The sequence below is a fragment of the Flavobacterium stagni genome (genome assembly GCF_004122105.1).
Classification (GTDB): Bacteria; Bacteroidota; Bacteroidia; order Flavobacteriales; family Flavobacteriaceae; genus Flavobacterium; species Flavobacterium stagni.
The window spans coordinates 553,794-578,550 of record NZ_SBKN01000001.1; the positions used below are offsets into that span (position 1 = coordinate 553,794).

Sequence of the window (24,757 nt, forward strand, 5' to 3'; positions counted from 1 at the left end):
AATCATGAACAATGCCGCTTCATTTTTAGTATTACTTTTCATTGCGATTACGTACCTGATGTCTGCCCATGAAAAAGTATTTCATTGGAACACTACGATGGACTGGTTGAAAGGTCATTTTGCAAACTCTCCACTCAAAAATTTTGTTCCCCATGTAACGGCAGTTCTTTTAGTTACCGAATTAGCCGCTGGAATTTTGAGCGCAGTGGGCTGTATCCAATTGTACATTAATGGCGAACGTACGTTTGGTTATTATGGTGCGTTTTTTTCTTGTGTTGCTGTTCTTCAAATGCTTATTGGTCAACGATTGGCTAAAGATTATGACGGAGCGCGCAATATGGTCATCTATTTCATTCCCTCTATTTTAGCGGTTTATTGGCTTAGCTAGACAAGGTGGCTTTGTACCATCTCAATTCATCCCAACTGAAGGTTTCACCAACTAATTCTTTTAGTTCACCTATAGTAGAATCGGGATATTGTTTGAAAATCTCTTGTAAACCCAAGCAACGATCTTCAGGCAATACGTCATGAATAGCGATTTGTTTACTAGCTATAAGCTTGGTAATGTGACCATTTATCGTATGCACTGTCAATTTTCTTTCTAGGGCGATTTGTTCTATGGAATGCTTTTGTTTCCAAAGTTCGAGTGTAATGTCCTGAGTGGGTATTTTCGAATTTTTCCCTTTGCTTTTGGTTTTCTTGACGATGTCTTCATATTCCTCTTCAATAGCCTCAAATTGCTGGGATTTAAGTAATTTCAGAGCCTCTTCCCTTTTCGAATTGCGGTAATTTCTTTGTTCTTCCGTCTGTAAATTTTCTTTTGTTAGCGGTTGGTGATCTACTACCAATTGAACTAATTGACGAACTTTCATCATTCGAAGTACTGCTGAAATTACAAATTCATCCAATTCTAACAATTCATCGAGGTATTCTTTAACCTTTTTCATGCGTTTCACTTCCTCTAATTTGTAGAGAATTTCGAACACCAATTGATCAAAAATGGGTAAAAAATAGTGGTAGGCCGCATCTATTCGTTGCTGAATTAATCCATAATCCGATTGATTGGAAAACAAACGATGCAATTGATTCGCGAACTTTTGGGAAGGTTCGATTAGGGTTTCCAAAGTTGTGCTAATCTTTACCGCCCAATCCCGATTTCTCCCTTTTGCAGACCGATCGGTTAATTCAAAATAAGAATTTCGGTGTTTGTTAAAAAGCTGTTTTAAATTGGTCCAATCAAAGGCTTGCAGGGAATAAAAGTGCAAAAACTTTTGTGTTTCTTCGCTTAATGCTAGTGCCAATTGATCGGTAGAAGCCTTTTGGTCAGCATATTGCACAACATCGGGGTCGTTTTGTATACCATTCAATTGCAAAGGAGATTTTAAAACCAAACCTTGTAACGAACGAAGACGGGAGAAAGCGACATAAGCTTGACCAGGCAAAAACACTTGCGAAACATCCAAGACCGCTTTATCAAAAGTTAATCCTTGACTTTTATGCACTGTAATGGCCCAGGCCAATTTAATCGGGTAATGAGTAAAGGTACCAATGATTTCTTCTTCGATTTCTTTGGTGTTTTCATGGACTTTATAGCGCAAATTTTGCCATTCGTATTTCTCAACTTCTATGGACGTATTTTCATCTGGAAAAAAGACCACAATTTCACGTTCAGAAAGGGATTGTACAATACCCATTTTACCATTGAAAAATCGTTTTTCGGGAGAAATATCATTTTTCACAAACATCACTTGAGCTCCTTTTTTGAGTTCAAGTACAGCATCTATGGGGTAAATTTTATCCGGAAAATCATCAACAATTTCTGCTTGATAGCTATATTTTTTACCCTCTAATTCGGCCAAAGCATTGGCATTCATGCTGTCTGCTTTGGCATTATGTGTGGTTAAAGTAATGTAGCCCGACTCTGCTGATGGTTTAAAATCGGGTTTGACATAACTATTAAGTAACTGAATATCAGAAGGTAAAACTTTATTATTCCGTAAATTATTCAAAACGGCAATAAAATTTTCATCCGTTTGTCTGAATATTTTGGATAATTCCACATACAACGGCGGATGCGCTTCTAAAACTAAAGCATTAAAAAAGAATTTACCCCGGTAATAATTGCGCAATACCGACCATTCTTCGTCTTTAATCACGGGAGGTAATTGCATTAAATCACCAATAAATAAGACTTGCACACCACCAAATATTCGGTCATTTTTTCGAACAGATTGCAACATAAAATTCATGGCATCCAAAACGTCTGCACGAAGCATACTTACTTCATCTACAATGAGTAATTCTAAATTTCGGATAACGGATTGCCGAATGGCATTCATTTTAAAATGTCTTTTCAACGTAGCACGCGACTCAAATTTTACAAAAGAATTGGTGTTAGGCGAACTCAAGTCTGGGATAAACGCAGCAAAGGGAAGTTGAAAAAAAGAATGAATCGTAACACCACCAGCATTAAGTGCAGCAATACCCGTAGGGGCAACAACTGCTGTTTTTTTGTGGGTTGTGGCGATAATTTCGCGTAATAAAGTAGTTTTCCCGGTACCGGCTTTACCCGTTAGGAATACAGACCGATTGGTCTGATTGATAAATTGAAGCACATAACGTGCTTCGGCTGATACAAATTCCATGGCTTATAAATTAAAGTCCAAAGATACGAATGTTGTGATCATAAACAAAAAAAGCCCTGATATTTAGGGCTTTATATTACTATTGGAAAAATATTATTTCTTTTTTTCTTCTTTTTTAGCAGCAGGTTTTTCTTCTTTTTTACCTTCTGATTTGTATTTATCATTGACCAATTTTACAATCTCTTTAGTAATGTCATATTGATCTTTGGCATACAAAACCGTTGCTGATTCGCCGGTACCATATACATAATCATAGCCTTTTTCTTTACCATACTCTTTAATAATTTTACGGTAACGACTCACCAAAGAATCCATTTCAACCCCATGTTCCCCTTGAATTTGTTGGGAAATCATTTGTTCTGCATATTGAATTTCTTGTTGGCGTTGTTGTAACTCACCATATTTTTGTTGCGCCCAAGCTTGCCCGTTTTTTTGTGCATTACCTGCAAAACTAGATTGCTCTGCTTTTAAACGATCTACTTCAACTTTCAAACGAGAGCCTTTTTCTTGTGCAATACCTTCGTATTTTGCTTTTAAATCTTTAGCTTCTGTTGATTCTTCTAATAATTTGTTCGTATCGATATACGCTGTTTTGAAATCTTTTGCTTGAGTTGTTTTTTCACAAGAAATCATGGCAGCGGCCATTAAAATTCCTAAAAAGACTTTTTTCATTGAATTTGTTAAATTTAGATTTCGCCAAAAGTAAAAAAAAATTTCTGTTAGATGTTTTTAGGTTACATTTTGTTGAAATAATTAGATATAGTTTAAAATTATAATTTTATTAAGCTTTTATAAGCATTTCTTATTAAAACCAACCTCAAATAATGCGTTTTAAGACACTTTTGGTTTTTAGCCGCCCTAACTTATATGTTAGGCTGAAAAAGTTAAATAGAGGCCATCTTTGTGGTTTTTATTCGTTTTTCAACACATAAGTATGGGAAGAATACTCTTTATTTCGATTTCCAAACCAATTAGAACGTAAACCGGTAAAAAATGCTTTAAAAAAGTTCATTTTTCCGTTTTTGTATTTTTCAGATAAAAGCGCCACATAAAAGCTATCAAATTTCATGGGTAGCACTTGAACCAATTTCATCGATTGTAGAGCAAACAACTTTGAAATTGCATTTTTTGAGAAATGCCATAAATGGATAGGCACATCATAAGCGGCCCAATATTCTTGATATACTTTAGCATCATACGATTTGTAATTGGGAACAGCCACCAATAAAACACCATTGGGTTTTAGTAAACGTTTCAATTCTTTCAATTGCTGTTCCAAGTTGGGCACATGTTCTAGCACATGCCACATCGTAATTACATCAAAAGAATGGTCTGCTAAATTAGCCAAAGATTCCTCCATACCAATTCCTTTTTGATGAGCAATTTGTTTTGCGCGTTCACTAGGTTCAATTCCAGTTACATGCCAACCATCGTTTTTACAGGTAAGAAGAAACTCCCCTGTACCTGCGCCGATATCTAATATGGATCCTTTTGTAGAAAGGGAATTGATTAAGTTCAGTTTCTTTTTTAATGCAATTCCTTTGATAAAATGATATAATTTTTCAAACAATGTTCTTCTTCCATCGGTATGTGAAATGTAATCTTCACTCTCGTAATAAGAAGGTAATTTTTCTAAACTGGGTTGGGGATGCGTCACTAAAATTTCATATTGTTCATCCAACCATAATTCAAAAACTTCTCCTGAAACGGAATGGTCTTTAACTTTTAAAACTAATTTATCTTTTGAAAAATTCATTTAAACTTAGTATTGGTAAGGGTTTACGCCTTATGTTTCACGTGAAACATTATCGTCCCATGTATATTAATAATATTGAAATGTCTGCGGGTGATACGCCACTAATTCGTGAAGCTTGTGAAATGGTTACGGGTCGAATAGCTGTCAACTTCTGCTTTGCTTCAATGGATAAGGAGTGAACTTTATAAAAATCGAAATTATCCGGAATTTTCATTTCCTCTAATCGCGTTAATTTCTCTGCATTATTTCGTTCTTTCTCAATATAACCCGAATATTTTAATTGGATTTCGGCTTGTTCTACAATTTCTGCGTCCAATTGATTTTCTTTTACGTAGTCGCTAACTTTAGTGAAACGTAAAATATCATCCAAATCAATTTGCGGACGAGAAAAGACTTTGAACATTCGATCTGTTTGGTTCATTGGAGTGCTCCCTTTCTCTTCCAAAATTGGATTAGCTTCTTCGGGAGTAATACTCGTTTCTTTAAAATAATCCAACATCGCATTACTTTTAGAAAACTTCTCTTCCATGCGGTGTAATCGTTCATCGGACGCTAATCCAATAGCATGTGATTTGGGCGTTAAACGAAAATCGGCGTTATCTTGGCGCAACAAAGTACGATACTCTGCGCGTGAAGTAAACATTCGGTACGGCTCTTCTGTCCCTTTGGTTATTAAATCATCTATCAATACACCAATATAAGCTTCATCTCTTTTCAGTATGAGCGGTTCTTTTTCATGCACTTTTAGATGTGCATTGATACCCGCCATAATTCCCTGGGAGGCGGCTTCTTCATAACCTGTAGTTCCGTTGATTTGACCTGCAAAATAAAGATTGTCCACCAACTTTGTTTCCAACGTATGTTTTAACTGTGTGGGTGGAAAATAATCGTATTCGATGGCGTAACCCGGACGGAAGAATTTCACATTTTCAAATCCTTCAACAGTACGAAGCGCTTTGTATTGAATATCCTCTGGCAATGAAGTAGAAAAACCATTGACATAGACTTCTACAGTGTTCCAACCCTCAGGTTCGACAAATAATTGGTGACGGTCTTTATCTGCAAAACGGTTGATTTTATCTTCAATTGAAGGGCAATATCTCGGACCTAAACTTTTAATTCGACCATTGAACATAGGTGAACGATCAAATCCGTCTCTTAAAATAGCATGAACCTCTGGTGAAGTATAGGTCACATGACAAAGACGTTGTTGTTGTAATGGTGAAGTTACATTAGAATAAGAAAATTTATCTGGATTAACATCGCCAGGCTCTTCTCTCATCTTTGAATAATCCAGTGAACGACCATCAACCCTTGGTGGCGTTCCAGTTTTCATTCGCCCCGCTTCAAAACCAAATTGAATTAAATCCTCGGTAATACCTGTAGCTGCACTTTCTCCTGCTCTTCCACCACCGAATTGTTTCTCACCAATATGAATCAAACCATTTAAGAAAGTACCGTTTGTCAATACAACTGCTTTTGCTTTAATTTCAATTCCTAGCGCAGTACGCACACCTTCAATTCTGCCGTTCTTAACAATGAGCCCTTTAATCATCTCTTGATAGAAATCAAGATTGGGTGTGTGTTCCAACATTAATCGCCATTCTTCAGAAAAACGCATACGGTCGGATTGCACGCGTGGCGACCACATCGCTGGACCTTTAGACTTATTCAGCATTTTAAACTGAATAACCGATTTGTCTGAAACAATACCCGAATAACCGCCAAGCGCATCAATTTCACGAACGATTTGACCTTTGGCAATTCCACCCATAGCAGGGTTACAAGACATTTGGGCAATGTTTTGTAAACTCATGGTCACCAAAAGCGTTTTGCTTCCCAAATTTGCAGCAGCGGCAGCAGCCTCGCAACCTGCGTGACCTGCGCCAACAACTATAACATCATACGTTGTAAACATATTTATGTTTTAATGTTCCACGTGGAACGTAATTGTAAAAATTCTCTAGATAGTTTTATTGTTCCACGTGGAACAATAAAATTGACTCATTTTCTTTAGTGCGCATCAAAACACTTTCTTCTTCTGATTTATCTTTATAACCACAATAATGAAGGACTCCGTGTGCCATTACACGTAACAATTCATTATGAAAAGTTACTTTAAAATCATGGGCGTTTTCTAGCACACGATCAATTGAAATGAAAATATCACCATGTAGTTCATTTGCTACAGAATAATCAAAGCTAATGATGTCGGTGTAATAATCATGGTTTAAGTATTTTTGATTAATGTCTAGAAGATATTCATCATCACAAAACACATAATTAATTTCACCTTCTTGCTTGTTTTCAGTAATAATAATTTGCTGAATCCAACGCTCATAATCTGATTCGTTTTCTAAAAGAAAATCAGTTTCGTAATTAAAACTAATCATTGGTTTTCAAATATTCTTGAACCTTTCGGTCGTAATTAGCCCGCAAAGGTAAGGTTTGTCTATTTAATATCTCAATGCTGTGTAAATATTCCTGTAATCGTGGAGGAATAGTGGTAGCAGTATTTGAAAAATCCTTTTTATTCGTTTCAGATTGGCGCTTCTTTTCTTCCCCTTGTTGTTGAATTGCTTTTTGTAATTTCAGCATTTCATATTTTAGATTAAGCATTCGTTGAAGCACTTCATTGTCGAAACCTTTATTTAATAATTGCTTTTCAATGGCTTTCATTTGATTCAAGGCATTTTGTCCTTGCCCGCCTACACCTTGTTTGTTTAACTCTTTTTCTAAAGCTTCACGCAATTGTTGCTGTTCTTTGAAGATTTCCATAATGGCTCGGGCGTCGCCTTCACCGTCTTGTCCTTCTTCCCCATTTCCATTTCCTTGACCTGAACCATTTGGCTGACCATTCTGTCCTTGTTTCCCTTGACCTTCTTTGGAGCCTGGTTTTTCTCCTGCTTTACCCTGACCTTCTTTACCACCTGGTTTTTGTCCTTTGTCTCCTTCTTTACCCTCACCTGGCTTTTGACCTTTCTTCAAACCTTGTTTCATTTTTTCACCCAACCCTTCTTGTTTTTGAATAATGTCAGGTAACTGCATGCCTTGACCTTGACCCGGCTTTGGTTTTCCTTTTCCAGAACCCGCCATAGACATCGACATTTGCATGCCATTTAAAATACTAGCTAACATATCCGCTAATTTATTAGAAGAAGAAACAGAAAATTGTTGGTGGGATGTTCCTTTTGAAACATTGGAGTCTGCTAATGTTTCGAGTGCTTTGTCAATGTTGTATTGAACATTCCCCACTTCTTTGGTAATGTCTTCTGCAATTTTTGGATTGCGAAGTGACATCGCAAAAAGGCTATCATCAACGTGTTTAAACTGTAATTTTAAATCTTGTTGGATTTTAAGGTACTTATTGAAGGAAGGCGCACCCCTTTTCATACCTTTAAAATTCTTCATTACTTCTTCTTGGGAAAAGGAATAAGCAACAAGATTGTCTATAATTTGACGGAGCATATCAATATCCTCATCCATTTGTTCCATTTCACTGGATTCCATAGAAGCACCCATATCCATGCTCATTTGTTTCATTTTTTGAGCAGCACTTTTCTGTTTTGGTTTGGCTCCAGCTTTTGAATTTTTCTCTAACTGCTCTTTGGCTTGTTGCAATTCCTTTTCAATGTTTTGCTCAGCAGCCTCCGTTTTGGGTAAATCCAAAGGTGATTTTAATTCTTTATTTTCTTTGTCTAATTCGTCTAATTCCTTCTGTAACGCATCAAACTCTTTGTTAATTACATCTTGTTTGTCCGAGGAATTTTCTTTGTCGTTTTCTGCTAACTTATCTTGTTTTTCAGAAAGTTTATCCAATTTTTCAGCGATTTGTTCAGCTTTCTTTTCAACATAATATTTTTTTGTAAGCTCAACCAATTGTTGCAAATTCTTCGTTTGATTCTTGGACTGTTGTTTTAACTGATCCATTTTTTCAAACAATTCCTCCTTCTGAATTTTCTCATTCAACTTTTGAAGTTCGTCAAGTAACTTTTTATTTTTCTCAAAATCTTTGTCAACTTTCTCTAAACGTTCTTTGAGTAAATCTTTTGTTTCATCTTTCTTATCCGTTTTCACCTTGTCAAGATTATCCTTCATTTTTTCAGCAAACTCTTTCATCATTTCATCTTGCTTCTTTTGCTTTTGGATGAAATCGTTAACCTTTTGCTGTTCTTTAAATTCAAGACTTTCTTTTTCTTTGCCCATCTTTTGCAGTTTATCCATTTCATTAAACTGCTTTTCTTGGGTTTTAAGCGACTTTTCTAAAGAATTGATGTTCTCGTTCTGTTGTTGTAGTAATTGGTCTTCTTTTTCGCTTTCTGTGCTTTCACGATGGGTAAAAACCATAGATTTTGAAGACTTATAGTTATGAATAGCGTCATTATCAAAAACTTCAAAATAATATTCATACGGAACACCAACTTGAATGGATAAATCACCAGGAAAAGTATAAATAAAACGATCGTAAACGTCTCTTTTCACCGGAATGGTTCCACGTTTAACCGCATTGGGATTGTTTTTAGGATAATAGACCACTTGCAATTTGGTTAACCCATGATCATCGCCTACTTGACCTAATAAATACCCTTTGTCAATTTTTAAACTATCGGGTGCATTACCAACAGTAATTGTTGGGTATTGATCTGTTATGACCGAAATATGATAATTTAATTTCTCATAATTCGCTACTTTATCATTGGAGGTAAATATTTGGTAATCTGTATTTTGTACTATATTCTTAGCCAAAGAAAACGTATTTTCGTTTTTGGAAAAAGGGGTTTTTTGTGTACCGTTAAACCACATCACTTGCTGTGTAGCGAGCGTTTGCATGTGCCAAGTAACTTGCGTTCCTTCAGGTACAATGGCGTTACCCGTACCTTTTACTACTTCTGTTTTTTTATTCAAATAAGATGGGAACCGCAAAACCATTTCAAAATTTGCAATCGAAGGAACGGTAACCACATCTAAGGTGTACGATTTGGATTGAACTGCGTTAGCTTCTAAATGAAATTCGAGAGCTGACTTGGGTTTTGGAATTACAAATTGAAAAGTGCCAACGCCGGTTGATTCCATAAAATAACTTTCATCACCAATAAAAATCATAGCATTTTCAGGAACTACTTTCCCTTGCGTTTTCACGTGAAGCACAAAATCTTTGTTTTGTTCCGTTTGTAAGTTCGGGTTCGTAATTACAAAAGCAAAAGGTGCGGGTGGCGTAAATTGTTGACGGTAATTGATAACACGATTAAAACTCTGGGACAAGACTTCGCTTTTACCACTTAAAAAAAAGAACAACACCAATAAAATTGGGATGGCAGCCAGAGGAATATATTTCTTATTGGCAGAGAAATCTATGGCTTTTGTAAAAGGAATGGGCTGTAGATTGGCTGCTTTTTGTTCGATTGAAGCCAATAAAAGTTCCGAAGTATTGGTGTCTTGGGCTAATTGTAGAAAATTAGTAAGCTTATCCCCTACTTCATTGAAATGATTTCCAATAATTTGAGAAGCTTGGGTATAATCAATTCCTTTTTGGAGTTTGAATAATTTGAAAAGAGGAAATAGAATATATCGTACTAAAAGAAAAAATTCGACGCCCAAAAACAATACAAACAAAACAGTTCGAGCAGCTGGTTTCAACCAAAGAAAATATTCAATACACAAGGTAAACAAGAAATACAAGAGTCCGAGACCCACAAAAAACAAGGAGCCACGCACCAATTCATTGGTGTAAAACTTCTTAATAAAGTGTTCTAATTTCTGATAAATTACCCCTGAATGATCAGTCATGGTGAATAGATTGTTAATAACCGCTAAAAATACAAAAATTGCGAAACATCAAAAGTTAAATAATTGCCAAGTCAGGAATGGAAAAACTGAACTATCTTTGCCAAAAATTTGACCTATGTCTCGACCTGTACGCGTGCGTTTTGCACCTAGTCCGACTGGACCTTTACATATTGGCGGTGTTCGCACAGCTTTGTTTAATTATTTGTTTGCTAAAAAACATAACGGTACTTTCTATTTACGCATAGAAGACACCGATCAGAATCGGTTTGTTCCTGGTGCGGAAGCTTATATTTTTGAAGCCTTGGAGTGGTTAGGAATCGCTCCTGATGAAACGGTTGGTAAAAATGAAAAGTTTGGCCCCTACCGTCAAAGTGAACGCAAACCGTTGTATAAACAATATGCCGATCAGTTGATTCAATCCGGTTGGGCGTATTATGCGTTTGATACCGCTGAAGCGTTAGATCAACACCGTAAAGAGCATGAGGCACAAGGGAAAACGTTTATTTATAATTGGCATAATCGGGAAAAATTAGATACTTCTTTAGTTTTATCAAAAGAAGAAACAGAACAACGAATTGCTTCAGGTGAAGCCTATGTGATTCGATTTAAAACTCCTGTGAATGAAATTTTGGAATTACACGATATCATTCGTGGCGATTTAAAATTTGACACTAATCTTTTGGATGATAAAGTATTGTTCAAAAGTGACGGCATGCCAACGTACCATTTGGCGAATATTGTCGATGATCATTTAATGGAAACCTCGCATGTGATTCGTGGTGAAGAATGGTTACCTTCCCTCCCACTGCATCATTTATTGTACAAAGCTTTTGGTTGGGAAGCCCCTGAATTTGCCCATTTGCCATTAATTTTAAAACCGGTTGGAAATGGTAAATTATCCAAACGCGATGGTGACAAACTAGGGTTTCCTGTTTTTCCTTTAAACTGGACAGACCCCGCCACAGGAGAAGTTTCTTCGGGTTATCGTGAAAAAGGATTTTTCCCAGAAGCCGTGGTGAATTTCCTGGCTTTATTGGGTTGGAATGATGGAACTGATCAGGAAATTTTCAACTTGGATGAGTTATGTCAAAAATTTGATTTAGGCCGTGTACACAAATCGGGAGCTAAATTTGATCCGGAAAAAAATAAATGGTTCAATCACCATTATTTGCAAGTACAATCCGATTCTTCTTTGGCAGCTTCTTTTGAATTTGAGTTAAAAGAGAAAGGAATACAAACAGCAATCGATTTAACTCGAATTGTGGGAATGATTAAAGAACGCGCTCATTTTGTGACTGAATTCTGGGAATTAGCCGATTATTTTTTTGTGGCACCAACAACGTATGATGAAAAAGCAGCCAAGAATTGGAAAGAAGATACACCTTCGCTTTTAAATCAAGCTTATGAAGTGATGTGTCAAGTGCAACCCTTTGAATCCGTTGCTATTGAAAACGAATTAAAAACATGGATGAACGCCAATGAAATCGGGATGGGTAAAATAATGCAACCTTTGCGATTAAGCCTGGTAGGAGCTTTAAAAGGACCGCACTTGTTTGATATCATAGAAATTTTAGGCCCAAAAGAAGTAGGTCAACGCATTCAAAACGCCATAAATACCTTATAAATAAAAAGCCCCGACAAATTATCGGGGCTTTATTTATTTTGATGTTTTGCAATCATGATAAGTTGGATCTTCAAATAAATTCAATACATTGGTTAAACCCTCCCTAGGTTTATCGTAATATTTAAACTGTTCTAAAAAATCGGTGCAATCTGGAAAATTTTCAGTAATCATAGCCCGTAAACCATCTCTTATAATCGTATCGTCCTGAATAATATTTGGACGAGAACAATTAAATGACTGATAGACTGAATTGTCACTATTTAATACATATGCGTTAAAATAAGTGGTTCCTGAATTACCATAATAGTAAGTGTAAGAATAAGAAATTAACTTTTTTGTATTACTTTCTGCTAATACACTATATACCTTATATTCCTCAGTATTCCACAAATCAAATGATTGAAATCGATAATCTTCAAGAACAGCATAATCGAAATCTTTGAAAGCCAACGATTTTGAAAATAATTGCCCCGAGCTTGTTTTGAAAGTTACTTTATTTTTTTCTATATTTAAATCAAATGATTTCGGGATAATAGTCGTTTTATTTCCTTCTTTATCCACAACATAACTATCTTGTGCATTTGCCGTTAAACAAATCAAAAAGAAAAAAAAACAAAGGTTATTGGTATTCTTGAATTTAAAAAAGAAGTTGTTCATGTTTAAATTTTGGCTATAGAAAACAATACTATTAAATATTACAAAACACTAAATTAAAAAACCCCGAATTAATTCGGGGTAGTTTCTATCTATTTTTTTTCAATTTTTTTAGCTAAATCCCTAAAATCTTTTGATTTAATGTTGTAAGATCCATAATCTCGTAGTGAACAGAGTACAGCTCCAGTTTTGGAATGTACTACAAATACATTCTTTTTGCCATTAATTTGTCCATATTGCAGATAATAAAAATCTTCCCCTTCTAAAATTTTATCATCAAGATCCAAGTCATCTATAAATTCATACGGATACGGATAATCTTCTATCAATTCATCTTCTTTATGTTCTTTTCCTTCTGTTCTAGATAAAGAATTATAATGAACTTTAACGCTATTTGGAATAAACAACTTTTGTTTTTCAAGTACTTTTATTTTATCCTTATCAACGGTTTCTATAAATGTGTTTAAAAATTCATTTTTTTTCAAACCATCATTAACCATTTGAAAATAATTTTTGATAAAGCCTAAAGAATAATTTATAAATAAATGAGGGTTTGATGGGCTAGCATCTTTATCTAAACTACGTTGTTTGACACTTGGTGTAAAAAATATAGCGGCAACTGCATGAGAATCATAAATCTCATTGCCATTACTTCTTACCTTCTTAAATTTATTTGTTCTGAAATAAAAAAAGTTAAATAAATAACCTGATCCATTTCCTTTGCTGTTAGTCATACCAAAAGACCTAGTTAAAAACTCACAGTAATTAACTCGATTTCTGTTGTATTTATCTGCTTTTTGTTCTTCAGTAAGGTTCTTGAATTCCGTTTGAGTAAAAATCTCGTAAGGAGTACAATTCCAAACCTCAGAAATAATGGATGTATATTGTCGTGTAGTAAAATTATCCGGTAAGACAAAAATTGTTTTCTTAGATAAGAATAAATCAACAATTTCTTTTTCATTAGGTTCAGGCTCAGAATCTAATAAATTATCTGCTGCTGCAACCATAACCTGACTTTGGACACTGAACAAGGCGAATACAGAAAAGGCGAGTAAAAAAAACTTTTTCATGATTAATGATTTATAAATTGAAAACAACCTGCGCATTGATTGTTCCGAGATTTCCTTTAAAATTCTCTGTATTGTTCAGCGCGGTAAGATCAGTATTCTTATTGAGCTTATTGAATAAATTGGTAAATCCATACTGATAAAAAGCAACCAAGCGAACCACTTTAGTACCACCCGATACACCGAAATAAAAAGCTCCACCAATAGTAGAAACATCCAACACATCTTTAGCCCGAATAGGAGCTTCTGTGACATTATTGTATTTAATCACATTATTTTCAGCCGATTTATTTACCGATAATTTTCCATTGACTTGTAAAACCGGCCCAAAATCGATGGAAACATGATCTTGAATTACATTATAACTGAATAATAAACGAATTTGAACCCCTTGTAAACTGAATTCTGTTTCACGGGTTTCAATTCCATTTTTTCCCAACGAAAAATTACTTTCAAAAAATTGCATTCCGTAAATCATGCTCCAATTGTTGTAATAATTTCCACGTACAGACAATCCGCCTGCAAATCCGTTTCCTGGCTTGGAATCAAAGGTTGAGGAATAAATAGTACAATTGGAAATACCGCCTGAAATCCCTATTCGATTTCCATCGCGATATCCGTATTGTCCAAAGGAAAATAAAGAGGTTGCAAGAACGCAAACAAAAAGTAAGTTTTTCATTGTAAAAAATTTGTAACAAACATACAGTATTCCCGTATAACAAGCATCTAATCCTAAAAAAATATTATGAATCCAATTCTTATTGTTGTTTTAGTCTTCGGACTGTTTTTGTTTTTAGCCTGTTTTTTTACGGTAAAACAGCAAACCTCTGTGGTCATTGAACGTTTCGGGAAATTCCACAGTATTCGTAACTCGGGGTTACAATTGAAAATTCCGGTAATTGATCGTATTGCCGGTCGGGTAAATTTACGTATCCAACAATTGGATGTCATTATCGAAACCCAAACCAAAGACAATGTGTTTGTAAAAATGAAAGTTTCGGTACAATTTAAAGTGATTCAAGAACATGTGTACGAAGCCTTTTATAAACTGGAATTTCCGCATGATCAAATTACCGCTTACGTTTTTGACGTTGTGCGTGCTGAAGTGCCTAAATTAATCTTGGATGATGTTTTTGTCCGTAAAGATGATATTGCGATCGCTGTAAAACGCGAATTGAATGAAGCCATGATGGCGTATGGATATGATATTATCAACACCTTAGTCACTGATATTGACCCGGATATTCAAGTGAAAAACGCGATGAACCGTATCAATGCCGCTGAACGTGAAAAAGTAGCAGCTGAATTTGAAAGTGAAGCACAACGTATTCGAATCGTTGCAAAAGCCAAAGCAGAAGCCGAAAGTAAACGATTACAAGGTCAAGGTATTGCTGATCAACGTCGTGAAATCGCAAAAGGTTTGGTGGAAAGTGTGGAAGTTTTGAATAAAGTGGGGATTAACTCGCAAGAAGCTTCTGCTTTGATTGTAGTTACCCAACACTATGACTCATTACAAGCAATTGGTGCAGATACCAACAGTAACTTAATCTTATTACCAAATTCACCACAAGCAGCTACTGATATGTTGAATAACATGGTAGCGAGTTTTGCCGCGAGTAACCAAATTGGGGAACAATTGAAAAACCAAAAGAAGAAAGTAAAAGACAACGATAACAAATCATCGTTAGATTACAATCCAAGTGATACTTCTGGAGAATAATCAAAAAAAGGAATAAAAAAAGAGGCTTAATCGCCTCTTTTTCTGTTTATAAACCATTGTATAAAATACGGAAAAGCTATTTTTAAAACGGTACCAACCGTACCCGAAAAAACATTCTTATACAGCCAACCTACATAGGAAACCGTTTCAGTTGGGAAAATAGCTTCCTTCGCATTTTGAATATTTAATGCAGCTTTTCGATAATAAAGTTCGCGCTCTACCTTTAACACTTCTAAATCGCGATCGATTTCTGCATAGGATCGGTATTTTTTTATAGCCATAGTTAATCGTTAAAAAAGATTTCAGAAAATCGTTCCAGTAAGGGACCTTCAACAATTTTGTCTTTGATTTGAAAGATTAAAACCGCTAAAATCAAATAAATTCCGGCCACACTTAAAAATCCTAAAGCATAGGAATGCATCCACTCACCTAGCGCTAATGCTCCTGCTATGGATATGAAAAATAACATGACCAACAAACACAAACCCATCAAAACAAACTTTACAATCATTGTTGTCGATTGCATAGCCACTTTAAAGCCCCAAAGTTTGTAGTATTCTAAAGTTGAGTCGACATACTTTTTTGCGTTTTCTTGAAATTCTTCGGTTTGTTCTTTGATTTCGTCAAAAGGCATTATTTCTGAAATTTAGCATTTTGCTGTTTTAACTCGGCTAACTTTTGTTCCAAATAAGTAATGGCTTCTTCTGCTTTGTAACTCGATTTAGAAAGTAGATCATCCATAGACGATTTTAAATCCGTTTTGGTTTGATCGAATTTTTCTTTCGCCTCCTCTTCGACCGATTGAAATTTTTGTTTCAAATCATCTTTCAAATCATCGAGATTGTCTTTTATTTTTTTACGGGTTTCCGAACCTTTGTCGGGAGCAAATAAAATTCCGAGTCCGACCCCAATCGCCGCACCCAAAAGTAATGCAACTAACCCTTCACTATTTCTATTGGACATATGTTTCTATTTTTATGTACTTAAAATTACAAAAAAAGAAACAGAAGCTATGTTAAGACCCTATTAAAGTATAAAAATTGAATACAAGCGTTTTCTCAAACGTTCATAAGATAACCTATAAAAGTACTTGTCTTATATTTAAAAATGGCTTAGAATTAATTTATAAAAGTCAATTTTAATAAGGAATTCTAATATTTATTAAATTTATTATAAGAAATACCAATAATAAGAAAACCCGCTGTAGTTGCGGGTTTTCTATCAATATAATCAATACTAATTATTCTTTACTTTCAATCTTAGCCCAAGTATCACGAAGACCTACTGTTTTGTTAAAAACTAATTTTTCAGCAGTTGAATCACTATCGACACAAAAATAGCCTAACCGTTGAAACTGATACTGGGTTCCTGGTTGTGCATTTTTCAAACTGGGTTCCATATACCCTGTAATCACTTGTAAGGAATTGGGATTGATGTAGGTTTTGAAATCTACTTCTTTATCACCATCTGGATTTTCATGAGTGAATAAACGATCGTAAACACGAACTTCCGCTTCCAAAGCATGGGTTGTAGAAACCCAATGAATGGTTCCTTTAACCTTACGCATACTGGCTTCAGTACCACTACCCGACTTACTATCAGCATCATACGTACAATGAATCTCAGTAATATTTCCTGCTGCATCTTTCACCACGCTCTCACCTTTAATGATGTAGGCATTTTTTAAACGAACTTCGGTTCCTAAAGTCAAACGGAAAAATTTCTTATCCGCTTCTTCTTTAAAGTCATCACGCTCGATATACAACTCCTTCCCAAAAGGTAATTGACGATAAGTCATTACTTCAGCTTCCGGATTATTTTCGGCATCCAACCATTCTTCTTGACCTTCAGGATAGTTGGTAATTACCAATTTCACCGGATTTAAAACGGCCATTACACGATCGGTAGTTTTATTTAATTCTTCACGAACGCAGAATTCTAACAACGAAACATCAATCAAATTGGTGCGTTTTGCAATTCCAATGGTCTTTGCAAAATTACGAATCGCCATCGGTGGATAGCCTCTACGACGCATTCCTGAAATGGTACTCATCCGTGGATCATCCCAACCTGTAACATGTTTCTCTTCCACCAATTGTAGTAATTTACGTTTAGAAACTACGGTATGAGATAAGTTTCTACGTGCAAATTCACGTTGTTTGGGACGCACTTTGGTTTCATCATAAATTTGATCCAAAAACCAATCATACAATTCACGATGCGGCAAGAATTCGAGAGTACACAACGAGTGTGAAATTTGTTCCAAATAATCGCTTTCTCCATGTGCCCAATCGTACATTGGATAGATACACCAATCGTTGCCTGTACGGTGATGGTGTTCATGCATAATGCGATAGATAATCGGATCACGCATCAACATATTGGAAGAGGTCATATCAATTTTTGCCCGTAAAACGTGGGTTCCTTTTGGGAATTCCCCTTGCTTCATTCGGGTAAATAAATCCAAATTTTCTTCTATGGAACGATTACGAAAGGGTGATTCTGTACCGGGTTGTGTAGGTGTCCCTTTTTGTTTTGCCATCTCTTCAGAAGATTGGCTGTCCACATAGGCTTTTCCTTTTTGAATCAATTCAACCGCCCAATCGTACAACTGCTGGAAATAATCAGAAGCATAGCATTCACGATCCCATTGGTATCCAAGCCATTGCACATCGCGTTTAATCGCATCGACATATTCTTGCTCCTCTTTGGACGGATTGGTATCATCAAAACGCAAATTAACTGGCGCATTGTAATCCAAACCTAATCCAAAATTCAAACAAATCGCACTGGCGTGACCCACATGCAAATAGCCATTGGGTTCCGGCGGAAAACGAAAACGAAGTTTATCATTTGATAATCCATTAGTTAAATCGTCTTCAATGATTTGCTCGATAAAATTGAGTGATTTTTCCTCGGTTGACATAGAAATTTCTTAATTTTAGCAAAGATATGTTTAATTCGTCAAATCGTCAATTTGAAAATTCGTCAATTTGCTATTTGGCACCGAAATAAAAATGGGAACAATTAAATTACAAAACATCCGTACATTTTCTTATCATGGATGTTTAACCGAAGAATCAAAAATTGGTAGTGATTACCGTGTGGATTTAGAAGTCAAAACCGATTTACGAAAGTCTGCACAAACCGATGAATTAGCGGATACGGTGGATTATGTATTACTCAATCGTATAGTTGTAGAAGAAATGGCGATTCGTTCAAAATTACTGGAACACGTGGCGCAACGCATCATTCAACGTATTTTTAAAGAAATTCCCGCCGTTTCTCGCATTCTTTTAGCGGTTTCTAAACTCAATCCACCCATTGGTGGCGATGTAGAAGCCGTTACCATAGAAATGGAAGAATACCGTAGTTAAGAGAAAGGAAGTCAGTAAACTAAAGAAGATTCCCAATAATTTGGGTTAGGGAATTTGGATATTGCATTTTTTTTACTTTATCTTTGCTACCCTCAACAAAGGGCGTCGTGGCCGAGCGGCTAGGCATCGGTCTGCAAAACCGCGTACCCCGGTTCGAATCCGGGCGATGCCTCTTCCAAAAACCTCTCAGAAATGGGAGGTTTTTTTTATTGGAAAAAATGATTACAAAACCGCGTAATCGGTTCTCCCGATGTTTCGGGACGGGCGATGCCTCTTACAAAAAACCTCTCAGAAATGGGAGGTTTTTTTTATTGAAATAATAATCATTACAAAACCGCGTACTCGGTTCTCCCGAAGTTTCGGGACGGGCGATGCCTCTTGAAAAAACGGCTCAGAAATGGGAGGTTTTTTTATTGGAAAAAATGATTACAAAACCGCATACTCGGTTCTCCCGAAACTTCGGGACGGGCGATGCCTCTTCCAAAAACGGCTCAGAAATGGGAGGTTTTTTGGAAATTAGGTAATTATTAATTGGAATTTGAAACAGAATCAAGCGGTTTACTGATTCCTAAATGTTGTTCGATCATTTTCTTTTCGTTTGGGAAAAACCCTTGAACGATTAAAAAACTTCCGAAAATCATTAGGATAACGCTGATTACCCGCTTAATCTTATAAATATTTTTTGGTGTCAATCGTGATTTTAATTGTTTGGCAACTAAAATCTTTAAAATATCTACGGCAAAATAAGTAACAATAATGGTAGCTATAAACAGAATAATTCGGTTGGTTTCCATGTTCAGTTTGGGTCCGAACACGATAATCACACCCATCCAAAACGCCAATACACCAATATTGATAAAATTCAAAAAGAACCCTTTAAAAAATAAACCTAAGTAGTTATTTTTCTGAATATTATCTTCTTCTACTTGTTCTTCTTCCTGCTTTTTTTGAAAATTTTTCTTCTCTTTGATAAACGAAATAATTCCGTAAACCAACATTAAAATACCACCAAAAACAAACAAAACAGGGTCATCTTTGAGTCGCTCTAAAATTTGATTTGTACTAAAATAGGCTATTAGAATAAATACAAAATCACCAAATACCACTCCGGCATCAAATACCATTGCCGCACGAAATCCCTTGGTAATACTGGTTTCTAATAAAACGAAAAATACAGGCCCAATTGTAAAGGCTAATAAAAATCCCCAGGGTATGGCAGCAAGTATATCGTTTAACATGAATAGGGTTTGGTTGAAATAAGAAAGGAAGTAAAGATATTTCTTTTCGGACAAAATCCAAAAAATACCCTTACTTCCTTAATAAGTCTACACTTATTTTACTTGACGAATGGTTCCGCCAGCAATCGTCTTTTCATTGATCTGTTTCGGATTCCCATAAATTGAAATGGTTCCACCAGCTCTAATTTTTGCATCTACCAAATCTGTGGCATAAATAGCGGCATCACCACCAGCATTTCCCGTAATTGTTGTTTGTTCGGTAACCAATTTTTCAGCTTGATACACACCGCCTGAATTCACAATAACCTCTTGATTTTTCGCTTTTCCAGATAATGTTACTTGGGAACCATTAGCAGTACGCGCTGATAATTTTGAAACCTCTAAAGTTAAATCCACCTGTGCTCCTTCTTTGGCAATTAAATCAAAAAGCATCGCTTTAATTGTAGTTTCGCAACTGATATGCGATCCTTCATTGGCTTCCACTGCTTCTAATTTTTTAAAATATACAGTAGCTGATATGCCATCACCTGAAAGCATTTTCGTCAAAGGCATCCGAATTTTTAATTCGCCATTTTTATTAACGACTTCAACTTCATTGGCATCACCACCAGACAAAATAACTTTGTTTTCATTCCCTTGAACCAACATTACATCAATTTGATCAAAGGCGGTTACTTTGGTAAAATCACCTACTTTTTTTTCAATTTGTGCAAAAGCTAACGAACTGAAAGCTAAAGCAATTACAAATATTTTTTTCATGCTATTACGATTTGGAGTTATTCATTTTTTCGCAAATAGGTAAAGTCCAATTGTTTTTTTACCAAATCTGCATTTTTAACTTTAACGAAAACTTCGTCACCTAATTGTAATAAACCTTTGTACATTTCACCTACGTAGGCATATTGTTTCTCGTCAAAAACGTAGTAATCTTCTTTGATGTCGCGCACACGAACCATGCCTTCACATTTATTTTCCACAATTTCGACATAAATTCCCCATTCGGTAACTCCTGAAATTACCCCTAAGAATTCCTGATCCATGTGGTCTTTCATATACTTCACCTGCATGTATTTCACAGAATCCCGTTCAGCATTGGCTGCTAAAATTTCCATATCGGTGGAATGCTCACATTTTTCTTCAAATTCCTCTTCATTTACACTCTTTCCACCATCCAAATAATGTTGCAACAAACGATGCGCCATGACATCAGGATAACGACGAATAGGCGAAGTAAAATGACTGTAATAATCAAATGCTAATCCGTAATGTCCAATGTTTTCGGTAGAATAGCGGGCCTTACTCATCGCACGAATCGCTAAAGTATCCACCAAATTCTGTTCTTTACGACCGTTAACTTCAGCCAACAAATCATTCAAGGATTTTGAAATCGTTTGTTTTGTCTTGAAATTAATCGAATAGCCAAACTTCGAAATCACGGATTGCAACCCAATTAATTTATCTTCATTGGGTTCGTCGTGAATACGATAAATAAAGGTTTTCTTTTGTTTCCCAATGAATTCAGCCACTTTTCGGTTGGCCAACAACATGAATTCTTCAATTAAGAAATTGGCATCTTTGGAAACCTTGAAATACACACCAGTCGGTTCATCATTTTCATTCAAATTGAATTTAACTTCCACTTTATCAAATGAAATCGCTCCGGCTGCCATTCGTTTTTGACGCATAATTTGCGCTAAATCTTGCATTTTTAAAATCGCTTCCACAATAGGAGCTGGGACTTGATAATCTTTACCAGTTAATGAAGTTTTAGCCGGAATTACATCCGACTTTGTTTCAATGATATGCTGGGCTTCTTCGTAGGCAAAACGTTGATCGGAATAAATCACCGTTCGACCAAACCATTGATTCACCAGTTCCACTTTGTTATTCAATTCAAATACCGCTGAAAACGTATATTTCTCTTCATGTGGACGTAACGAACAGGCAAAATTAGACAAGACTTCAGGCAACATGGGAACCACACGATCCACTAAATACACCGAAGTTGCGCGTTTATAGGCTTCATCATCCAAAATGGTTCCTTCTTTCACATAATGCGAAACATCCGCAATATGCACACCAATTTCATAATTTCCGTTGGCTAACACTTGAAACGACAAGGCATCGTCAAAGTCTTTGGCATCTCTCGGGTCAATCGTAAACGTGAGAATGTCACGCATATCGCGACGTTTTGCAATTTCAGCTTCGGTAATGGTCGTATCAATTTTATTCGCATAAGCATCGACTTCAATCGGAAAATCATAGGGGAGACCGTATTCGGCTAAAATCGCATGAATTTCAGTGTTGTGTTCACCGGGTTTTCCAAGCACTTTTATAACCGAACCAAAAGGAGAATCGGCTTTTTTAGGCCAATCTTCCAAACGAACCAAAACTACATCGCCATGCTCTGCATCGTTTAATTTATTTTTCGGAATAAAAATATCCGTGTACATTTTGGCATTCGCTGTAGTCACAAAACCAAAATTCTTTTGTACATCGACTACTCCAACGAATTCCATTTTGGCGCGTTCCAAGATTTCAACGACTTCCGCTTCTGGTTTTCGAGAAGCGCGTTTATTATAAACATACACTTTTACACGATCACCATCCAAGGCATGATTCAAATTCACAAACGGAATAAATACATCGTCTTCCAATTCGTCACAAACAAAATATCCCGTTTTGCGGGAAGTCATGTCGACAACACCTTCGTAGTATTCTTTACTACTGGATTGTACAAGATACTTCCCAGGTTCAGTTTCAATAATCAGTTTTTGTGACGCTAAGATTTTAAGATCTTTGATAATCTCGTTGCGACTTTTGGTATCATTCAATTCTAAAATCGCAGCAATCTGTTTGTAGTTAAAAGGCTTATTCGGATTCTTAGATAAAATTTTAAAGATTTTTTCGGAAAAGGTTTTGTTCTTTTTCCCGAACTTTTTTGGGTTTTTAGGCATACTTCATATTCTTTTACGGTTGAAAATTACGAAATACTATTCAGTTCCTTCAGTAAAAAAGAAGTTTTAATAGGAATATAACATTTGCATTTTGGTTTTCCTGTACCTTTGAACTACTGCAATGTATTCTTATGACGGACTTTATCACGATTGCTATCTTTCATTTACCACAAGAAACCTACATTCTCAAAACCCTTTTGGAACGGGAAAATATTCCTCACTTTTTTGAAAACGAAACCATCGTTTCTGTCGATCCTTTTGCGAGTATCGCTTTGGGTGGCATCAAACTCAAAGTCCATCCCGACGATCAAGAACGAACACAACAGTTAATTGACAATCTCAACAATCCGTTACATATCGTTTAAAATCTATTTTTTAAAATCAAAGGTTTTCAACAACTACTAAAAACAAAAAAAACATTCTTTTAATTTTTAAAAATTTATGATGGTTATTATAGGGTGTTGATAATGGTGAAAACTTTTGTTGCTTTTATTTTTTTGAAAACTTATCCAAACTTTTACACGGATATTAACACATTTTAAAAATGGTAAAAGGCTTAAAATGAATAAAATTTTGGTTTTTATTAACAGTTGTCAACAACCAAAAATGAAGTTCTTTTTTTGAAAACTTTTAAAACGAAAATCTGTTGAAAAACCCATTTTAGATGTCAATAATTTTTCCAAAAAAAGCCAAAAGTTTATTTGTATTTCTCGTTTCAATTTTAGCTTATAAAAATTTGTTTGCACCTCTAAAAAAGTTCCCATTTTCTATTTTAAATTATTAACAATTCGTGTTAATTTAAAGTTAACTGAAAATCAGCGTATTGTAAAATACTATTAACAGCTGTAAAAATCAATTTTTTAAAGTATTGAAAATCAGTAATTTATTAAAATTTCATCGAATCCCGAAAATCCTTAATGTCCTGATCCAGAATTTTGTAGTCCAGTTTTCCACCTCTTTTTTTAAGATGCTCCAAAATCACAAAACTGCGTTCAATTTTGAGCTGTGAATTTTTAATTTTATTAATCAAATGTATCAGCGTTCGCTGTTTTCCAGGTGTCAATTTATGAAACCAATCACTCCCTTCCGGATCACTAAATAATACCTCCCGAAATTCCTCCGAAATCTCCATTCCGTATTCGGAATTGTCCACTTCCAATCGCACCTGAATCCAATCGCCCAAAACCATTCCGTGTTGTTTTAAAATCGCTTGATTTAATAAGATAAAATGGTAGCCGTCTTTTGGCATCATCCCTGAATGAATTCGCAACGTTTGATTCAAATAACAAATTACACGCTTGTCTTTACACTGAGCGTTCAGGGTTTCAAAAATCGGTTGTGGAATTTTAAAATGCGGTCCGTAACCGACTGAACTCGCTTCAAATGACTCCAATAACGCTTCGAATTCCATCCTTAGAAGTTTTTTTCAAAGGTAGTAGCTGCCCGTAGCATTATTCCCTAACTTTGTCAAAAGAAATAAACAACACAATCAACAACCCATGAAAATTTCAATTGGCAATGACCACGCCGGACCCGAGTACAAAAAAGCAATTGTAGACTATTTAACTGCACAAGGACACGAAGTCACCAACCATGGAACCGATACCTTTGACAGTGTCGATTATCCTGATTTTGGTCACCCTGTAGCTACTGATGTTGAACAAGGCCATGCCGATTTCGGAATTGTAATCTGCGGTTCGGGCAATGGAATCAATATGACGGTGAATAAACACCAAGGCATTCGCGCCGCCTTGTGTTGGACCAAAGAAATTGCCGCTTTAGCACGCCAACATAACGATGCTAATATTATCAGTATTCCCGCGCGTTTTACCGCCATTCCGCAAGTAATCGAAATGGTCGATACCTTTTTAAAAACACCTTTTGAAGGCGGACGTCACCAAAACCGCGTTCAAAAAATCGCCTGTTCATAAC

23 protein-coding genes and 1 tRNA gene are annotated in these 24,757 nt (G+C 35.8%); 7 read left to right on the forward strand and 17 right to left on the reverse strand.

From position 1 onward, the window contains the following. Positions 1-4: 4 nt before the first annotated feature. On the forward strand, positions 5-388 hold the full coding sequence (locus EQG61_RS02395) for a DoxX family protein (RefSeq protein ID WP_129460289.1): 384 nt from the start codon (positions 5-7) through the stop codon (positions 386-388). On the opposite strand, the gene EQG61_RS02400 is transcribed toward EQG61_RS02395, so the two are convergent. The 6 genes from EQG61_RS02400 to EQG61_RS02425 form a co-directional block, all read right to left on the reverse strand. Continuing rightward, entirely contained in the window at positions 381-2,645 is a 2,265-nt protein-coding gene (locus tag EQG61_RS02400; protein ID WP_129460290.1) for a helix-turn-helix domain-containing protein, read from the reverse strand. The genes EQG61_RS02395 and EQG61_RS02400 overlap by 8 nt on opposite strands. A gap of 93 nt (positions 2,646-2,738) precedes the next feature. Next, positions 2,739-3,317, reverse strand: coding sequence for an OmpH family outer membrane protein (locus tag EQG61_RS02405; RefSeq protein WP_129460291.1), 579 nt, complete (start codon positions 3,315-3,317; stop codon positions 2,739-2,741). A gap of 238 nt (positions 3,318-3,555) precedes the next feature. After that, entirely contained in the window at positions 3,556-4,401 is an 846-nt protein-coding gene (locus EQG61_RS02410) for a class I SAM-dependent methyltransferase (protein ID WP_129460292.1), read from the reverse strand. A gap of 49 nt (positions 4,402-4,450) precedes the next feature. After that, entirely contained in the window at positions 4,451-6,319 is a 1,869-nt protein-coding gene (gene mnmG / locus EQG61_RS02415; protein WP_129460293.1) for a tRNA uridine-5-carboxymethylaminomethyl(34) synthesis enzyme MnmG, read from the reverse strand. Positions 6,320-6,374: 55 nt separating this feature from the next. Beyond that, the gene (ybeY, locus tag EQG61_RS02420) at positions 6,375-6,794 is read right to left on the reverse strand and encodes an rRNA maturation RNase YbeY (RefSeq protein ID WP_129460294.1); all 420 of its coding nucleotides are present in this window, start codon (positions 6,792-6,794) and stop codon (positions 6,375-6,377) included. Further along, the gene (locus tag EQG61_RS02425) at positions 6,787-10,188 is read right to left on the reverse strand and encodes a DUF4175 family protein (protein ID WP_129460295.1); all 3,402 of its coding nucleotides are present in this window, start codon (positions 10,186-10,188) and stop codon (positions 6,787-6,789) included. Before EQG61_RS02425 ends, ybeY begins: the two co-directional genes overlap by 8 nt. Positions 10,189-10,303: 115 nt before the next feature. Between EQG61_RS02425 and gltX the strand changes: the two genes are divergently transcribed. Next, the gene (gene gltX, locus EQG61_RS02430) at positions 10,304-11,812 is read left to right on the forward strand and encodes a glutamate--tRNA ligase (RefSeq protein WP_129460296.1); all 1,509 of its coding nucleotides are present in this window, start codon (positions 10,304-10,306) and stop codon (positions 11,810-11,812) included. A 33-nt stretch (positions 11,813-11,845) separates the two neighbouring features. Here the strand turns inward: gltX and EQG61_RS02435 are convergent, their stop codons facing one another. The 3 genes from EQG61_RS02435 to EQG61_RS02445 form a co-directional block, all read right to left on the reverse strand. After that, on the reverse strand, positions 11,846-12,469 hold the full coding sequence (locus EQG61_RS02435; RefSeq protein WP_129460297.1) for a hypothetical protein: 624 nt from the start codon (positions 12,467-12,469) through the stop codon (positions 11,846-11,848). Positions 12,470-12,558: 89 nt separating this feature from the next. Next, positions 12,559-13,536 (reverse strand): hypothetical protein, encoded by a 978-nt coding sequence (locus EQG61_RS02440; protein WP_129460298.1) that lies wholly within the window; start codon positions 13,534-13,536, stop codon positions 12,559-12,561. A gap of 10 nt (positions 13,537-13,546) precedes the next feature. Further along, a complete protein-coding gene (locus EQG61_RS02445) occupies positions 13,547-14,212 on the reverse strand; it encodes a PorT family protein (RefSeq protein ID WP_129460299.1) in 666 nt (221 codons plus the stop codon). A gap of 66 nt (positions 14,213-14,278) precedes the next feature. Between EQG61_RS02445 and EQG61_RS02450 the strand changes: the two genes are divergently transcribed. After that, positions 14,279-15,253, forward strand: coding sequence for an SPFH domain-containing protein (locus EQG61_RS02450; RefSeq protein WP_129460300.1), 975 nt, complete (start codon positions 14,279-14,281; stop codon positions 15,251-15,253). A 26-nt stretch (positions 15,254-15,279) separates the two neighbouring features. Here the strand turns inward: EQG61_RS02450 and EQG61_RS02455 are convergent, their stop codons facing one another. From EQG61_RS02455 to EQG61_RS02470, 4 genes are all read right to left on the reverse strand, one after another. Next, a complete protein-coding gene (locus tag EQG61_RS02455) occupies positions 15,280-15,534 on the reverse strand; it encodes a DUF6327 family protein (protein WP_129460301.1) in 255 nt (84 codons plus the stop codon). 2 nt (positions 15,535-15,536) lie between these two features. After that, positions 15,537-15,887, reverse strand: coding sequence for a phage holin family protein (locus EQG61_RS02460; protein WP_129460302.1), 351 nt, complete (start codon positions 15,885-15,887; stop codon positions 15,537-15,539). Then, on the reverse strand, positions 15,887-16,216 hold the full coding sequence (locus EQG61_RS02465; RefSeq protein ID WP_129460303.1) for a YtxH domain-containing protein: 330 nt from the start codon (positions 16,214-16,216) through the stop codon (positions 15,887-15,889). The genes EQG61_RS02460 and EQG61_RS02465 overlap by 1 nt, the downstream gene beginning before the upstream one ends. 277 nt (positions 16,217-16,493) lie before the next feature. Next, on the reverse strand, positions 16,494-18,179 hold the full coding sequence (locus EQG61_RS02470) for a glutamine--tRNA ligase/YqeY domain fusion protein (RefSeq protein ID WP_129460304.1): 1,686 nt from the start codon (positions 18,177-18,179) through the stop codon (positions 16,494-16,496). A 91-nt stretch (positions 18,180-18,270) separates the two neighbouring features. Here EQG61_RS02470 and folB point away from each other — a divergent pair, with 91 nt between their 5' ends. Together folB and EQG61_RS02480 are read left to right on the forward strand one after the other, a co-directional pair. Further along, positions 18,271-18,630, forward strand: coding sequence for a dihydroneopterin aldolase (gene folB / locus EQG61_RS02475; RefSeq protein ID WP_129460305.1), 360 nt, complete (start codon positions 18,271-18,273; stop codon positions 18,628-18,630). A gap of 101 nt (positions 18,631-18,731) precedes the next feature. After that, positions 18,732-18,802 (forward strand) — tRNA-Cys (locus EQG61_RS02480). Between the two features lie 355 nt (positions 18,803-19,157). On the opposite strand, the gene EQG61_RS02485 is transcribed toward EQG61_RS02480, so the two are convergent. The 3 genes from EQG61_RS02485 to rnr all read right to left on the reverse strand — a co-directional run bounded on the left by EQG61_RS02485 (position 19,158) and on the right by rnr (position 22,825). Continuing rightward, positions 19,158-19,868: a LysE family translocator gene (locus EQG61_RS02485; RefSeq protein ID WP_129460306.1), complete on the reverse strand. Its 711-nt coding sequence runs from the start codon at positions 19,866-19,868 to the stop codon at positions 19,158-19,160. A 93-nt stretch (positions 19,869-19,961) separates the two neighbouring features. After that, positions 19,962-20,627, reverse strand: a complete 666-nt coding sequence (locus EQG61_RS02490; protein WP_129460307.1) for a head GIN domain-containing protein — start codon at positions 20,625-20,627, stop codon at positions 19,962-19,964. 17 nt (positions 20,628-20,644) lie between these two features. Next, positions 20,645-22,825, reverse strand: coding sequence for a ribonuclease R (gene rnr / locus EQG61_RS02495; RefSeq protein ID WP_129460308.1), 2,181 nt, complete (start codon positions 22,823-22,825; stop codon positions 20,645-20,647). A 131-nt stretch (positions 22,826-22,956) separates the two neighbouring features. Here rnr and EQG61_RS02500 point away from each other — a divergent pair, with 131 nt between their 5' ends. After that, the gene (locus tag EQG61_RS02500; RefSeq protein ID WP_129460309.1) at positions 22,957-23,190 is read left to right on the forward strand and encodes a putative signal transducing protein; all 234 of its coding nucleotides are present in this window, start codon (positions 22,957-22,959) and stop codon (positions 23,188-23,190) included. Between the two features lie 521 nt (positions 23,191-23,711). Here EQG61_RS02500 and EQG61_RS02505 read toward each other — a convergent pair. Further along, entirely contained in the window at positions 23,712-24,236 is a 525-nt protein-coding gene (locus EQG61_RS02505) for a YdeI/OmpD-associated family protein (RefSeq protein WP_129460310.1), read from the reverse strand. An 88-nt stretch (positions 24,237-24,324) separates the two neighbouring features. Between EQG61_RS02505 and rpiB the strand changes: the two genes are divergently transcribed. Next, the gene (gene rpiB, locus EQG61_RS02510; protein WP_129460311.1) at positions 24,325-24,756 is read left to right on the forward strand and encodes a ribose 5-phosphate isomerase B; all 432 of its coding nucleotides are present in this window, start codon (positions 24,325-24,327) and stop codon (positions 24,754-24,756) included. The last annotated feature ends 1 nt before the right edge of the window (position 24,757 follow it).